The 13,254-nt window shown below is 70.8% G+C and carries 11 protein-coding genes and 1 tRNA gene; 3 read left to right on the forward strand and 9 right to left on the reverse strand.

The genetic code is table 11. The features are described from left to right. The first annotated feature begins 52 nt into the window (after positions 1–52). Positions 53–493, forward strand: coding sequence for a large conductance mechanosensitive channel protein MscL (gene mscL, locus HGBR_RS04265; RefSeq protein ID WP_019158091.1), 441 nt, complete (start codon positions 53–55; stop codon positions 491–493). Positions 494–592: 99 nt separating this feature from the next. On the opposite strand, the gene HGBR_RS04270 is transcribed toward mscL, so the two are convergent. Continuing rightward, entirely contained in the window at positions 593–886 is a 294-nt protein-coding gene (locus HGBR_RS04270; protein ID WP_147522222.1) for a hypothetical protein, read from the reverse strand. After that, a complete protein-coding gene (locus tag HGBR_RS16350) occupies positions 876–5,519 on the reverse strand; it encodes a DUF4011 domain-containing protein (protein WP_147522224.1) in 4,644 nt (1,547 codons plus the stop codon). The genes HGBR_RS04270 and HGBR_RS16350 overlap by 11 nt, the downstream gene beginning before the upstream one ends. Positions 5,520–5,712: 193 nt before the next feature. Here HGBR_RS16350 and HGBR_RS04280 point away from each other — a divergent pair. Next, positions 5,713–5,785: transfer RNA gene (locus tag HGBR_RS04280), tRNA-Arg, on the forward strand. A gap of 151 nt (positions 5,786–5,936) precedes the next feature. Here the strand turns inward: HGBR_RS04280 and HGBR_RS19805 are convergent. Then, complete coding sequence (locus tag HGBR_RS19805; protein WP_019158093.1) at positions 5,937–6,095, reverse strand: hypothetical protein; 159 nt, start codon at positions 6,093–6,095, stop codon at positions 5,937–5,939. Between the two features lie 209 nt (positions 6,096–6,304). Then, the gene (locus HGBR_RS04290) at positions 6,305–7,303 is read right to left on the reverse strand and encodes a universal stress protein (RefSeq protein ID WP_019158094.1); all 999 of its coding nucleotides are present in this window, start codon (positions 7,301–7,303) and stop codon (positions 6,305–6,307) included. A gap of 215 nt (positions 7,304–7,518) precedes the next feature. Here HGBR_RS04290 and HGBR_RS04295 point away from each other — a divergent pair, with 215 nt between their 5' ends. After that, positions 7,519–7,785 carry a GlsB/YeaQ/YmgE family stress response membrane protein gene (locus HGBR_RS04295; RefSeq protein WP_019158095.1) on the forward strand — a complete coding sequence of 89 codons (267 nt, stop codon included), beginning with the start codon at positions 7,519–7,521 and terminating at the stop codon, positions 7,783–7,785. 79 nt (positions 7,786–7,864) lie between these two features. Here the strand turns inward: HGBR_RS04295 and HGBR_RS04300 are convergent, their stop codons facing one another. From HGBR_RS04300 to HGBR_RS04320, 5 genes are all read right to left on the reverse strand, one after another. After that, complete coding sequence (locus tag HGBR_RS04300; protein WP_019158096.1) at positions 7,865–8,419, reverse strand: HNH endonuclease; 555 nt, start codon at positions 8,417–8,419, stop codon at positions 7,865–7,867. Between the two features lie 413 nt (positions 8,420–8,832). Next, entirely contained in the window at positions 8,833–9,684 is an 852-nt protein-coding gene (locus HGBR_RS04305) for a C40 family peptidase (RefSeq protein WP_019158097.1), read from the reverse strand. A gap of 504 nt (positions 9,685–10,188) precedes the next feature. Beyond that, positions 10,189–10,878 (reverse strand): iron-dependent transcriptional repressor DtxR, encoded by a 690-nt coding sequence (locus HGBR_RS04310; protein ID WP_026077330.1) that lies wholly within the window; start codon positions 10,876–10,878, stop codon positions 10,189–10,191. 138 nt (positions 10,879–11,016) lie between these two features. Beyond that, on the reverse strand, positions 11,017–11,787 hold the full coding sequence (pdxH, locus tag HGBR_RS16355; protein ID WP_083882752.1) for a pyridoxamine 5'-phosphate oxidase: 771 nt from the start codon (positions 11,785–11,787) through the stop codon (positions 11,017–11,019). 63 nt (positions 11,788–11,850) lie between these two features. Beyond that, the gene (locus tag HGBR_RS04320; protein ID WP_019158100.1) at positions 11,851–13,122 is read right to left on the reverse strand and encodes a type 2 periplasmic-binding domain-containing protein; all 1,272 of its coding nucleotides are present in this window, start codon (positions 13,120–13,122) and stop codon (positions 11,851–11,853) included. Between the last annotated feature and the right edge of the window lie 132 nt (positions 13,123–13,254).

The following is a 13,254-nucleotide window of genomic DNA, read 5'->3' on the forward strand; positions in this document are numbered from 1 at the left end:
CCAACCTCACGTCACATCCTCGGATGTGCGCTCGTGAAAGGACTCACCCCCCATGTTCAAGGGCTTCAGAGACTTCATCCTCCGGGGCAATGTGATCGAGCTGGCGACCGCGGTCATCATCGGCGGCGCCTTCACGGCGATCGTCACCGCGATCTCCGACAAGATCATCAACCCGCTCATCGCCGCCGTCGGCTCCCCTGACATGGGCGGCCTGGGCTTCCGCATCCGCCCGGAGGTCGAGGCGACCTTCGTCGACTTCGGCGCCGTCATCACGGCAGCCATCAACTTCCTCATCGTCGCGGCCGTCGTGTACTTCGTCATCGTCATGCCGATGAACAAGGTCAACGAGCTGCGCAAGCGCGGCGTCGCCGAGGACGAGGTCCCGCCCACGGCCGAGGAGCTGCTCGCAGAGATCCGCGACCTCATGGCGCAGGGCAACCAGCAGCAGGTCCCCGACCAGCGCGTCGACGGCGACGACACGCCGCGCCGCTGAGTCACGCCTGAGCCCGTCACCAGCACGGCTGCGAGGGCGACGGAAGGGCCGGGAGCGATCCATCGGATCCGCTCCCGGCCCTTCTGCATGCAGGAGGCGTCAGTCCTGCGCGGAACCGGCTCCCGTGGGGCGGTCGTCGCCGCGCGGACCGCGGTCCTCCTGCGCCGGGGCGCCGCCCGTGAACGGCCGATCGCGGTGGGGTGGCGCCCAGTGCGGCGGACGGTCGACCAGGTGGCGCTCCAGATCACTGCGCTGCCGCGCGGGCGACCCGTCGTCGCCCTGCGGATCCGCGACGTTGCCCAGGGTGCGCTTGTAGCGGGCGATCGCCGCCTGCGCGGCCGGGCTCAGCGTCCGTCGGGACGGCTGCTCGTCTGCGGGCTCCTCAGCGCTCACGCTGCTCGTCTGCGGCGTCATCCTGAGGCTCCGAGTCCGCGTGTTCCGAATCCGCTGTCTCCGAGTCCGCACTCGCCGGCTCCACGGTGTGCGAGTCGTTGCTCTGCGAGTCCACGTCCGCTGCGGCCTCTGCCGCGTCCTCGGCCTCCGCACCGGACGCAGTCCGATCGACGTCGTCCGCATCGCGCGCGCCGCCGGCGTCGTGGCCAGACACGTGGGCGTCGTGAGCCGCGTCGGAGGACGAGTCGTCCGACGCCGGGGGCTCCGCTCCCGGGTCGCCGTCGCTCGGTGCGCTCAGAGCGTCATCCGCCACCTCGTCCTGCGCGGCGTCCGTCTGGGCGTAGAGGTCCCGCAGACCCGCGTCGCGCAGCTCGGCGTGGCGGAGGCTGTCCGTGTCGTACGAGGGGATGACCTGGTCGGCGGGCACGACCTCGGGCTCTTCGCGGACCTGGGCACGCACGGCCGGCGCGGTGCCGGATGAGGGGACCGCGGCCTCGGCGGTCTCTTCCGTGGGCCCATCCTCCGGCGTGCCGACAGCACTGCGCTTCGACGCGGCCACCCGCGCGCGATAGGCGGTCACGGCACTGTCGAGTGCGGCCTCGGTGCGGGCGGACCGCAGCTTCTGCGCCAGCCCGGCCCGTAGCTGCTCCTTGAGATCCACGTCCGTCCGGGAGACGCCGTCGGACTGGATCCACTCGAGCATCGCGACGAGCTGGTCGTCGGTGTACATGTGCATGGGCAGGCCGGAGGCGACCCGAGGACGGCTCCCCTGCCGGTCGACGACGACCGCCGCTGCGCGGGCCGCATTCAGCAGCGCCTGCGGCGAGAGCTCCTCGACGGTCTCCTTCCACACCTCGAACAGGCGGTTAGCCTGCCGCTGCGGATCGACGAACGCGTCCGTCGTCCAGATGCGGACGAAGCGCCAGCCGCGGCGGGCCAGCTGCTCCGACTGGAGACGCTCGCGCTGGCGGATGCTGTCCGTCTGCGCGTACAGCGGACCGTCGGAGTCGACCGCGACGACCATGCCGTGCAGGGCGTCCGCGGAGTTCGCGATCGCCAGGTCGATCCCCTGGTAGTCGAGGTGCGCGAGGACGCCCTTGCGACTCAGGCGCTCCGCCAGGTCGGTCACGATGGGGTCGCCCAGCTCCGCAGCGGGCTCCGTCGCGATCCGGTCCGCGTCCTCGCCGTCGCTGCGGACCATCGCACCGGTGCCGGTGACGGCGCCGTAGGGACGTTCGGTGGGATCGCCGCCGGAGGCGACCTCCGCGAGGAGATCCGGCAGCAGGGCCGCGCCGTGCTCCAGGCGGGACGGGTCGAAATCGTCGGCCTCGAACGCGGAAACGACCGTGAGGCGACGGCGGGCTCGCGTGATCGCGGCCGCCAGCAGACGCTCGCCACCCGGCTGCGACAGCGGCCCGAAGGTGGGGATGACGCGGCCGTGGCGCGTGCGGCCGTAGCCCAGCGACAGGATGACCGCGTCGCGGTCCATGCCCTGGATCTGCTCGCAGTCCGTCACGACGAACGGCTCCTTCTCCGGATCCTCGAAGAAGGAGGCGACGTACGGGTACTGACGGATCGCCTGCTGGATCGCCGTCGCCACCCGCTGCGCGTGCCACGGGGTGACGGTGATGACGGCCAGCGACTGGCGGGCACGGGTGCGCGCGTGGCGGACGACCAGGTCGACGACGCGGTCGACCTCGACGTCCAGGCTCTCGACCTGTCCCGTCGCGGTGTCCGGCGATCCCAGTGCGTCCGGGACGTAGGCGAACTCCAGTCCGCTGCCGTCGCCGGTGAAGGCGGTGGGGACGGTCGTGATGTGGCTGTCGTAGAAGTGACGGTTCGACAGCTCCACCAGTTCCAACGGCGACACCCGGTAGCTGGTGTGGAGGCGGTGGCGAGGCAGGAACGCGGCCAGGTCCTCCCACACGCTGGCCACGGGCGGCTCCGTCGTGAGCGTGCGGCGGTCGACGGTGACACTGAACTCGCGGGGGCCGGGCAGGCGCATGTCGCCCAGGGCGATGACCTGCTTGGCGCGGGCCAGGGCGGGCAGGACCTCGGCGGTCGTGAGGCGGCCGGAGTCCGCGAGGATGACGGTGTCGAACAGCGGTGCGTCCGCGAAGAGGCCCGGCACCTGGAACGGCGTGACCGTCCAGATGGGCGCCAGGGTCGTGACGACGTCCGGGGCGCTGCGGGTCAGGTCCACGACGCGCGGCCGGTCGGCGCGCAGGGCGTCGCGCACGGCCTGGGCCTGTTCGCGCTTCTCCGCGATGATGCGCTTCCAGCGGCGGGAGTGGCCGTAGCGCAGGCGCGAGGCGCCAGCCGCGACGTACTGGCGGTCCGCCACCCGGTAGTCCGCCGCGATGCGGTGGAGCACATCGCCGTCGTGGGCGCCGATGAGCGCGTCCGCGCCAGCCAGGTCCTGCAGGATCGTCGCCCACAGGGCCAGGTCGAACTCGAGTCCCACGACCTCGTGGGGCACACGGCGGTCGCGCAGGTCGTCCAGCAGTTCGCCCAGACCGGCCGCGCGCAGCTCGTCGTCCGCGCGGGTGCGGGCGGGGAGGTCGACGAGGGAGTCCTGGTCCTCGCCCAAGGCCCGCAGTCGGGCCTCGAGCTCCTCGACCAGCATGCCCTCGAGGTCGCCGCCGTCCGGGGTGGTGTCCAGCACGGGGCGCAGCGCCTGGAGCTCCGCGGACAGGGCGCGGTACTCCGCGACCGCCTCCGGGATGCCGCGGGGCACTCGGGGGCGGATGTCGCCGCCGGCCAACTCCCGCAACTCCTGCCGCTGCTGAGAGGCGGCGAGCAGGCCCGCGTGCATGTCGGTGATCTGCGCGCCGGGGCGCAGGAACTCGCGGGCGGCCTTCTTCAGACGGTTGCGCTCGAAGAGGCCCATGTCGCGACCCACCGACGCGCGGTACTCCGCGGTGCCGGTCGCGGCCAGCAGATCCGTGAGGCTGTGCTCGAAGACCTCCGGTGAGAACGTGTCGAGCGTGGTCCTGATCTCCTGGAGCAGCAGGAGCGCACGGCCCCAGGCGCCCACAGTGCGCTCCGGGTTGAGACCGGACTCACGCAGGACCGGCAGAGCGGCCTCGGAGAACGCGGGCACCAGCTCGCCGGCGCGGACGGCCCGCTCCTGCGCCCGGGTGACCTCGTCCGGGGAGTCGACGCGGGCACCGAACCAGACGGTGTCGCTCACCTCCATCGTGAAGGCGCCCATGCGGGACTGCTCCAGCAGTCGGTCGCGCACGGACGCGCGCTCCTCCGGCGACAGCTCCAGCACGGAGCGGTCGAAGCGGACGGAAGTGGAGGGCCCGTCCTTCACCGCGGTGAGCGCGGCCAGGCGCTGCATGACCTCGTAGGCGGACACGCCCCAGGGCTCGCGGACGCGGTGCAGCGACTCCGAGTGCTCCCGCAGGGCGGAGCGCTGGTCGTTGAGCTGGTCGACCAGGCCGGTGAGCTCCGGCTGCGGGGACCGCTCGGCAGAGGAGATGAGACCGATGAGGCCGGTGCGCAGCGCCTCGCCGCCGCTGCGGCCGTCGATCGCGAATCCCTCGAGGCCCGCGCGCGCCATGCGCTGCGAGAAGTCGCCCAGCTCGTCCTCGTCCTGCGCGACGAAGAGGACACTGCGGCCCACGTGCGCCAGCGAGGTCGACAGGGCGACGGCCAGCTGGGTCGCGCCGGTGCCGGGCGGAGTGTCGACGACCAGGGACTGCCCGTCGATCGCCGCATCGACGACGGCCTGCTGGTCGCCGTCGACGTCAATGGCCAGGAACTCCTCGTGCGGGGCGCGGTCCGCGAGCGGACGCGGACCCAGATCCGCGGGGTCGGCGCGGTCGATGAGCTGCGTGTCATCCGTCTGCGCCGGGTCCTCTGCGTCTCCCGCGTCCGAGGTCCCGGTCACCCGGAAGCCCACCCGGGCCTCAGCGTCGCCGGCCAGTGCCCGCAGCACCGGGTGCTCCTGCGGGAACGACTCCGCCGTGTACGGGGAGGTGAGGTTCGCGAAGGTGGAGACGACCAGGCGCTCGTTCACGAGCATGCCGACCACGGGGCGGGTCGCCGACCGCAGGCGGGAGAAGACCGGTGCGGGGTCGAAGCCGTGGGCGAAGCCGGTGGCGGCGATCCACTCGTCGACGTCAACGATGAGGTCGTGCTCGCGGCGCAGGTAGTCGACGAGGGCGGGGTTGATCGTGATCTCGTCGGAGAGGCGGATCTCGTAGTCCTCGACACTGGAACCGCGCGGCACCAGCTCGACGTGGCGGAGGATGACCGGCGCGTTGAAGTCCGTGCGGCCGGTCTCATGCGTCCGGGTCCAGGAGGCGAACCCGATGGCCAGCTGGGCGGCGGCGATGCCGCGCTGGCGCTGCAGCTGGTCCGCCTTGCTGCGGATGGAGCGGGCGCGGCGACGGGCTTCGGCCAGCAGGTCAGGATCGCGAAGGAGGCTCGACAGGCGGGTGGCCCGGCCGGCCAGCAGCTGGGCGAGGCCGGAGGGGTGCGCGCCGGTCAGATCGATCGAGCCGTCGCGCGGTTCGCGGAAGCGCAGCATGGTGTCGCGACCGCCGATCCGGGCAGCCTGAGACCTCCAGTCGGCGAACACGTCATCGACCGTGGGGGGAAGGGTGGGATCAGGATGTGACACGGGACCGACACTACCGGTTCAGTGGTTCCGCGCGGTGGCGGCGCACCGGATGGGCGGGGATTTGTGCGGGCGCGGGCGGCGACCGGGCGGACGTGCACGTGGCGAGCGGCGAGCGCGGCGGCGGCGCGGACGTGTTTCGTGCGGCCTGTTCCGACCCGTTAGGATGACGACGTTCGTGTGCACGCACGGGCGTGCCCCCGTAGCTCAGGGGATAGAGCACCGCTCTCCTAAAGCGGGTGTCGGCAGTTCGAATCTGCCCGGGGGCGCACAGTCTGACCATCGGCAGCAGAGATGTTCCAGTCCTCGATGGCTCGAGTCGACTCACACGTGAGTTCCAACGACGCCAGGGGGCCGCCTGGTCGAACATGCGCGGCCCGTCCGGATGGGGCAGCGGGAACGACAGCGGGTTCGTGCCCGTCACAGCTTCCCGCTCCCCCGCGCCCGGCTCACCAGGTCGTCGCACACGCTGTCGAACGCGGCCTGTGCCGTTCCGCCGGCCGCGTCGACGACCAGCATCCCGGCCCGCGCGGTCACGACCCGTGGACTCGCCCCGCCGCCCAGGCGCCTGTGCGCCATCGCGTCCAGGTAGCCACAGGAGCCTGAGCGACGTTCGCAGCGAACGATGCGCGGCGCCCGCTGAGTACCCCACCCGCCTCGTCACCCTGGGACAGCCCCACGCCCTCGCCCTGCCGCACGCTCTCCCGCTCATACGCGCCCGCAGTGAGGGAGGCGGTGGAACTCGACCGGGCCGCCGAGGACACCGCCAGGGCCGGCGCGACCCCGCGTCACCTCTTGACGCGCACCACCATCGTGGGCGCCGCCGAGTACGGCAGGACCGACTGCGAGGTCGACCCCAGCAGCAGTCCTGCGAACCCGCCGCGGCCGCGGGATCCGATGACGAGGATGTCGCAGGTGTCGGACGCCCGAACCAGGACCTCCGCAGGCTGCCCGTCGAACAGAGTCCAGCGCACATCCAGCTCCGGGTGCTTCTCCAGCAGCGCACGGCGGGCGGCCTCGAGCTTGTCCGACCCCTCCTGCACGAGCCGCTCGAGGTCACCCGGCGACGGGATCCACTCCGGCCCGATGACAGTCGTGGTGATGACGGCCTGGATGTGCAGCGGTGAGTGACGGCGGACGGCGATGTGGGCGGCCTCCCACAGCGCCGGAGACTCCTTGCCCAGCGAGTCGACACCCACGACGACCTGTCCGGAGTAGTCGACGCCGGGCACCGTGTCCGCCTCGTCCGTCCGCTCCGCAACGCTGCCGTCGTGGGCGGCGACGGGACGCGACGAGCTGGGTCGCGCCTCGCGCTGCGCCTCCGGCGTCCAGCCCACCGGGACGACGATCGTGGGGCAGGCGGAGTGGGCCGGCAGCGCTGAGGACACCGTTCCAAGCAGGCGACCCGCGAACCCGCCCTTGCCGCGCGAGCCCACGACCGTGAGGCTCGCCTGCTTGGACTCCTCGACCAGGACGCCCGCGGCGTCGCCGATCTCGATGATCGCCTCGACCGGCACGTCCGCCGCCTTGACCTCCGCCGCCGCCTCCTTGAGCGTCGTCGTGACGGAGGCGCGGACCGCCGAGTCGTCGATCGGGACGTATGAGACGTCGATCGTGGCGGCCGCGACGCTGGGCACCGTGTAGGCGCCCACGATGCGGATCGACCGCCCCAGCGCCTTCGCCTCCCCGATCGCGAAGCGCAGCGCGTTGCGGCTGGCGTTGGAACCGTCGATACCGACGACGATCGCCTGGGGGTCCGCGACTTCAGAGTTCTCGTGGTGCGCCATGTCAGCTCCTCCGGTTCGGTGGCTTGTTGCGGCTCAGAGTACCGCCCACCCGGCGACCGTGGGGCACATCACCAGCATCCGGGTCACCCGCACTCGAATCGTGACATGCGAAAGGTCGAAGGTGAACGCAGCACGTCCCTCCAGCACCTACACTTGGAGGTGCACATATTGTGCGTACTAACAATGTCCGCACACCGAATCGGAGGAGTACATTCATGGGCATCATCGCATTCCTCATCCTGGGACTCATCGCAGGCGCCATCGCGAAGGCGATCCTCCCCGGCCGTCAGGGCGGCGGCTGGCTGGGCGCACTCATCTGCGGCGTCATCGGCGCCATCGTGGGCGGCTGGATCGGCGGAGCCGTCTTCGGCGAGGGCGTCGACGCGTTCTTCTCGCTGAGCTCGTGGCTGCTGGCCATCCTGGGCTCGCTCATCGTGCTGGTCGTGTGGGGCTTCATCTCCCGCACTCTGTCCAAGCGCTGAGCACTTCAACTGGAGCACGGATCCCCCGGAACCGCATGGTTCCGGGGGATCCGTCGTTCCGCGTCCACGCTGCAGACCGTCAGGCCGCCGCGCTGCACTCCGCCGCCGAGGCCGTCTTCCGCGGGCGGTCCGCTCCCCATCCGAAGCTGGTGAGGAAGGGCCGCCACTCGTCGACGGGCTCTTCGAGCTCGCTGAGCCAGAACCGGCCGGCGCGCGGGGGCGCCGGCGTGAACCGCAGCGCCCAGCCCATCTCGCGCGGGGTCTTGTCACCCTTGACGCTGTTGCACGAGCGGCAGCATGCGACGAGGTTGGTCCACGAGTTCTCGCCGCCCCGCGACCGCGGCAGCACGTGATCGATCGTCGTGGCGTGCCCGCCGCAGTAGGCGCACAGGAACCCGTCCCGCCGCAGCACGCCCCGCCGCGAGAGCATCACCCGGCGCCCGCGCGGCGGCTTCACATACCTCCCCAGGATGATGACGGAGGGACGGTCGATCGCGATCGATTCGCTGCGGATGGGCTGTTGACGATCCGACTGCAGGACGGAGGCCTTCCCCGTCAGGACGAGGACGACGGCCCGCTTGAAGGACACGACGGACATGGGCTCGTAGCCGGCGTTGAGGACGAGGGTCTTCACGACACACCTCCGGGACTGCGCAGGTGCGCGTGAAACACGAAACGGTGCCGTGCAGAAGCACGACACCGTTCGAACGGGACAGCGGGGCCGGGAGCCGCAGGGCTCTGTCCGGCGCGAGGGCATATGCGTATCGCCTCGGCGCCGGTGACGGCGCACGGGATCGGAGCCGGCATGCCCGCGAGCGACAGACCTGCCGCTCGCGGGGCCGACCCGGTGCTCGTCGCAACTCCTGGCCTCACAGGCCACAGCCTAGGCCCTGATCGCGCCGCGCGGTGCGCAACCGCACAAATGTCGCCCAGCGTGTCCCCGCTGTTCGCGACGGATTCATCCACGACAGACGACAGCACCCGCACTCCTCCGGACCTGGGGCGAAGTGCGGGTGCCATCGGACTGCCGATCTGCAGTCGCGCGAATCAGAGAACGCGGATGTAGGTGACGCTTCCCATCCACGAGTGGCTGCGGTACGAGGTGCCCGAGGACGGGGAACCGGCGTCGTACATCATGCCGTTGCCGGCGTAGATGCCGATGTGGCCCGGCTTGTAGACCAGGTCGCCGGGGCGCGCCTCGGAAGCGGACACCCGGGTGCCGGCGGACGCCTGGGCGCCGGACGAACGCGGCAGGTTGACGCCCACCTTGGCGAACACGAACGAGGTGTAGCCGGAGCAGTCCCAGCCGCTGGTGCTGGTGCCGCCGTAGACATAGGGCACGCCGGTGTACTGCTTGGCGATCGCGATGACCTGCTCGGCCTTCGAACCGTCCGGCAGCGAGACGTCGCCGCCGCCCTGGGAGTCGTCGGAGCCCGAGGACTCGCCCGAATCGGACGACTCGTCGGAGCCCGAGGACTCGCCCGAATCGGACGACTCGTCGGAGCCCGAGGACTCGCCCGAATCGGACGAGTCACCGGAATCCGAGGAGTCGCCGCCCTCTGCACCGGCGGTGCGCACGGGCTCCGGCTCCGGCTCCGGCTCCGGAGCCTTCGTCGCGGTGACGTTGGAGACGGCCGCGCTGCCAGCGACGGCCTCGTCGTCGGACTCCTCGTCCGTCTCCGGGATGACCGTCTTGGCCTGGTTCACGAAATCTGTGGTGGGGGCGCTGTCCGCCTCTGCGGTGACAGCCGCCGCCTCGTCGTCCTCACCCTGGCCCATGGCCGGCAGGGTCGCGGTGACGACCAGGCCGCCAGCCGCTGCGACGACCGCTGCGCGACGTCCCACGACGCCGTAGTTGGCGCTCAGCGCGTCGGTCAGCTCGGTGAGCGGGGTCTTCACGCGGGTATCCGCTGCGCGACGCCCATGCTTCCTTGTTGCCACGATGTCCTCTCCACTTCCTACGAGGTGTCGCACCGGGCTGGAGATGCCCCGCCCCGTCCGGGGCCGTGCTCCCGGTCTCCCGGGTCCTCGCCGCCGCTCAGGTCCACATGCTTGATCCGATCGTGCCGGGCGCGGCGTGCGGAACCCGGGTCGGACCGCCCCCAGCCGGGGGCGCCTCGACAACTGTAAACGATCGGCAACGCCATGTCACGTTTGGATCACAAGACTGGGGACAACAGGCCTTTCCCGCACCATGACGACCTTCATATCCGCAGGTCAGAGACCCAATGAGAAGATTGTTACCGTTGTAACAGCATCTCCGACGGACGTGTCACAGCCCCGATACCGGGCACAGACGGGCGCGCGCCGGGGGCGGATACCCCCGACGCGCACCGGATGTCACGCATCGATCGTCACGAGCGGCGAATCGATCGTCACGCACGCTCCGTCATGGACCGGATGTCACCCCTGGGGCGTCACGAACAGCAGCGCCGCCGTCTCCGTGGGGAGGTCCAGCAGGTCCGCGGACCCCTCGACGCCGATGCTCACGTAGTCGCCGTCCGATTCCGCGTGCACGGTGGCGCCGGGGACGATCCCGGTCTCGCGCAGCTGCGCCAGCAGCGCGATGTCCACCTGCAGCGGCTCGGCCAGCCAGTTCACGGTGACCGTCTCCGACTGACCGGACCGCACCACACGGGTCAGGGGCCGCGACTGCGTATCCTCAGCGGAGTCCGCGCCCAGCTCCTCGAGACCCGGGATCGGGTTCCCGTACGGGCTGGTCGTGTGCTCCGGGAGGATCGAGAGGAGGCGCGCCTCGACCTGCTCGCTCATGACGTGCTCCCACCGGCAGGCCTCGTCGTGGACGAGTGACCAGTCGAGTCCGATCACGTCCGCCAGCAGACGTTCCGCAAGACGATGCTTGCGCATTACGTGCGTCGCGAGCTCGCGCCCCTCCGGCGTCAGCTCCAGATGCCGGTCCTCGTCGACGATGACCAGACCGTCCCGTTCCATGCGTGCGATCGTCTGCGAAACGGTGGGCCCGGAGTGCTCCAGTCGCTCCGCGATCCGCGCGCGCAGAGGCACGATCCCCTGCTCCTCGAGCTCGATGATCGACTTGAGATACATCTCTGTCGTGTCGATGAGGTCGTTCACGTCCCACGCTTCCTTCTCGCCGTTCCGACGCGTCGTCGGCAGTCCACGCACCCGGAGATCACGCCCGGATGCCCCTGCCTCCATTTTAGGTGGGGGCCGGTGGAAAGGAGTATTCCGCCGACCTGCTCACGAGCCCGCTCAGGGCTGGAGTCGCACCGTGGACCATGCGTCCGCATCGTCCAGTGAAGCGCTCGCACCGTCGCGGCTGGTGAACAGGTAGCGGTCGTGCATGCGGTTGCGCCGCCCCTGCCAGAACTCGATCTCGTACGGCAGGATCCGGTAGCCGCCCCAGTGGTCCGGGCGCTCGATGTCCCGCCCCTCGAAGCGGGCCTCCAGCTCGCGCACGCGGGCGTCGAACTCGCCGCGGTCCCGGATGGGCTGCGACTGGTCAGAGGCGGCCGCTCCCAGCTGCGACCCCCGTGGGCGGACCGCGAAGTAGTCGTCCGACTCCCGATCCGTGACGGGCACGGCGATCCCGCGGACGCGGACCTGCCGCTGCATGTCGTGCCACGGGAACACGAGCGCGACCCGCGGGTGCGCCGCGATCTGGCGCCCCTTCGCGGACTGCCGGTTCGTGTAGAAGACGAACCCGCGCGGGTCGTACCCCTTGAGCAGGACGATCCGGGCCGCGGGGCCCGCATCGTCGTCGGTCGCCACGACCATCGCGTTGGGCTCCCCCAGCTGCCGGCCCGCATCCTCGTACCAGTCGGTGAAGATGCCGTGCGGCGTGTCCGCCGGCAGGTCGAGGTCCACATCGTCGTACTCGACCCGCTGCCGGGCCAGCTCCGCCATCGCCGCCTGCGCCGAGGCCGCGAGCGGCTGCGCGTCACCCGCACCGCCTGCTGTCCACTGAGTCCCGGCCTGCTGTGCCCCGGTCTGCTGAGTCTCGGTCTGCTGAGTCTCGTCCATGGCGCCCACGCTACTCCGTCCCGCGGACGCGGAGACGGAGTAGTGCGCGCTCGAACCGACTGCTCAGCTGGGGCGGTGCGGCAGGTAGATCTCCTCGAACATCCGCTGACCGTAACTCGACAGGTCGACCGGATCGGATGAGTAGCCGTCCGCGAAGCCGATGTAGTCACCGTCGTCCACGTGACCCTCCTCCTCGGCGATCCCGATCCACTTCCCGTAGGCCTCGTCCAGTCTGTTCGCGGCGTCCTCGCCGTCCAGCGCGTCCGAGGACAGCGTCTTCTCCCGCAGGCCGTCGATCGCACTGTGGAGCGCCTCGTTCGCATCCCCCTCCAGACGCTCGATGTCGCCGCCGTTCTCCTGCAGCCCGGTGACCGCGTCCGCGACGAACGCGACGGAGGCCTCGAGGCTGCGCGCGTTCGACTCCGCGTAGGCGTCGAAGATCAGCTGCTGCGCCGCCAGGGGCAGGTTCGTGTAGCCCGGCCCGGCGACGACGGCCGTGGGACTCCGGCCCCACGCGGCGTCCTCCGGGAACGTCACGTGCGGGGCGACCTCGAGGAACCCGTATTCGGAGCCGATGCGCAGACCGCCCAGCGTGCAGTCGATCGTGTTGCGCTGGAGGGCCTCGTAGGCCTCCGTGAACTGCATGGACACGGGTGACGCGTCGAGGCTCTCGACGATCGCCAGGTCGGACGCGGAGCCCACCCGGATCTGCTTGCCCGCGAAGTCGTCCAGGGAGGTGACCGGCTCCGTGCACATGAGCGCGTTGGAGGTCTCGAACATGACCGGGCGCAGGAACGCGACGCCCATCGACTCGTAGTTCTCGACGATCTCCGGGGTATTCCAGGCGACCTCCATCATGGCCGCCGTCGTCGCGATCTCCGTGGCGTACGGGCTGGCCGGCGTCGAGGGCGCCAGGTTGATGAGCTCGTTGATCGCCGCGTACTTGCTGGGCGTGTAGATGGGGATCTCGACCCCGATGTCGATGCGGCCGTCCGCGGTCGCCTCCGTCACCTCGTCGAACGCCGCGATCGACTGGCCCCAGGCGGGCTCCAACGTGATCTTCCCGCCGGACATCTCCTCCACGCGGTCCATGAAGGTCTGCTCGGCCTGCCCCGTGTGCCCCTGCCCCGACTGCGCGCCGGGCTGGTAGGTGAGGGTCACGGGGTCCATGTCCGCGAGCGCCTCCTGGTACTCCTCAGCCGTCGCACCGTACTCCACGCCGTCGCCGCCGCCGGCGTCCTCGCTGGACTGTCCGGCCGTGCCCGCGCAGCCCGCCAGGCCGACGAGCGCGGTCGCGCCCAGGACGGCGAGCCCCCGTGTGATCGCAGTTCTCACTGTTCTTCCCCACTCTCCTTCGAATGACGTCCCCGTGCGGCGTCACCACACCGTCCGGGCGGAGACCGCACCTCGCTGCGTCGCTGCAGCGGAGCCCCCGGCCCTCGACTCTAGTGCAGATTGAACGTTCGC

It is taken from the genome of Brevibacterium senegalense (genome assembly GCF_000285835.1).
In the GTDB taxonomy this organism is placed as follows: Bacteria; Actinomycetota; Actinomycetes; order Actinomycetales; family Brevibacteriaceae; genus Brevibacterium; species Brevibacterium senegalense.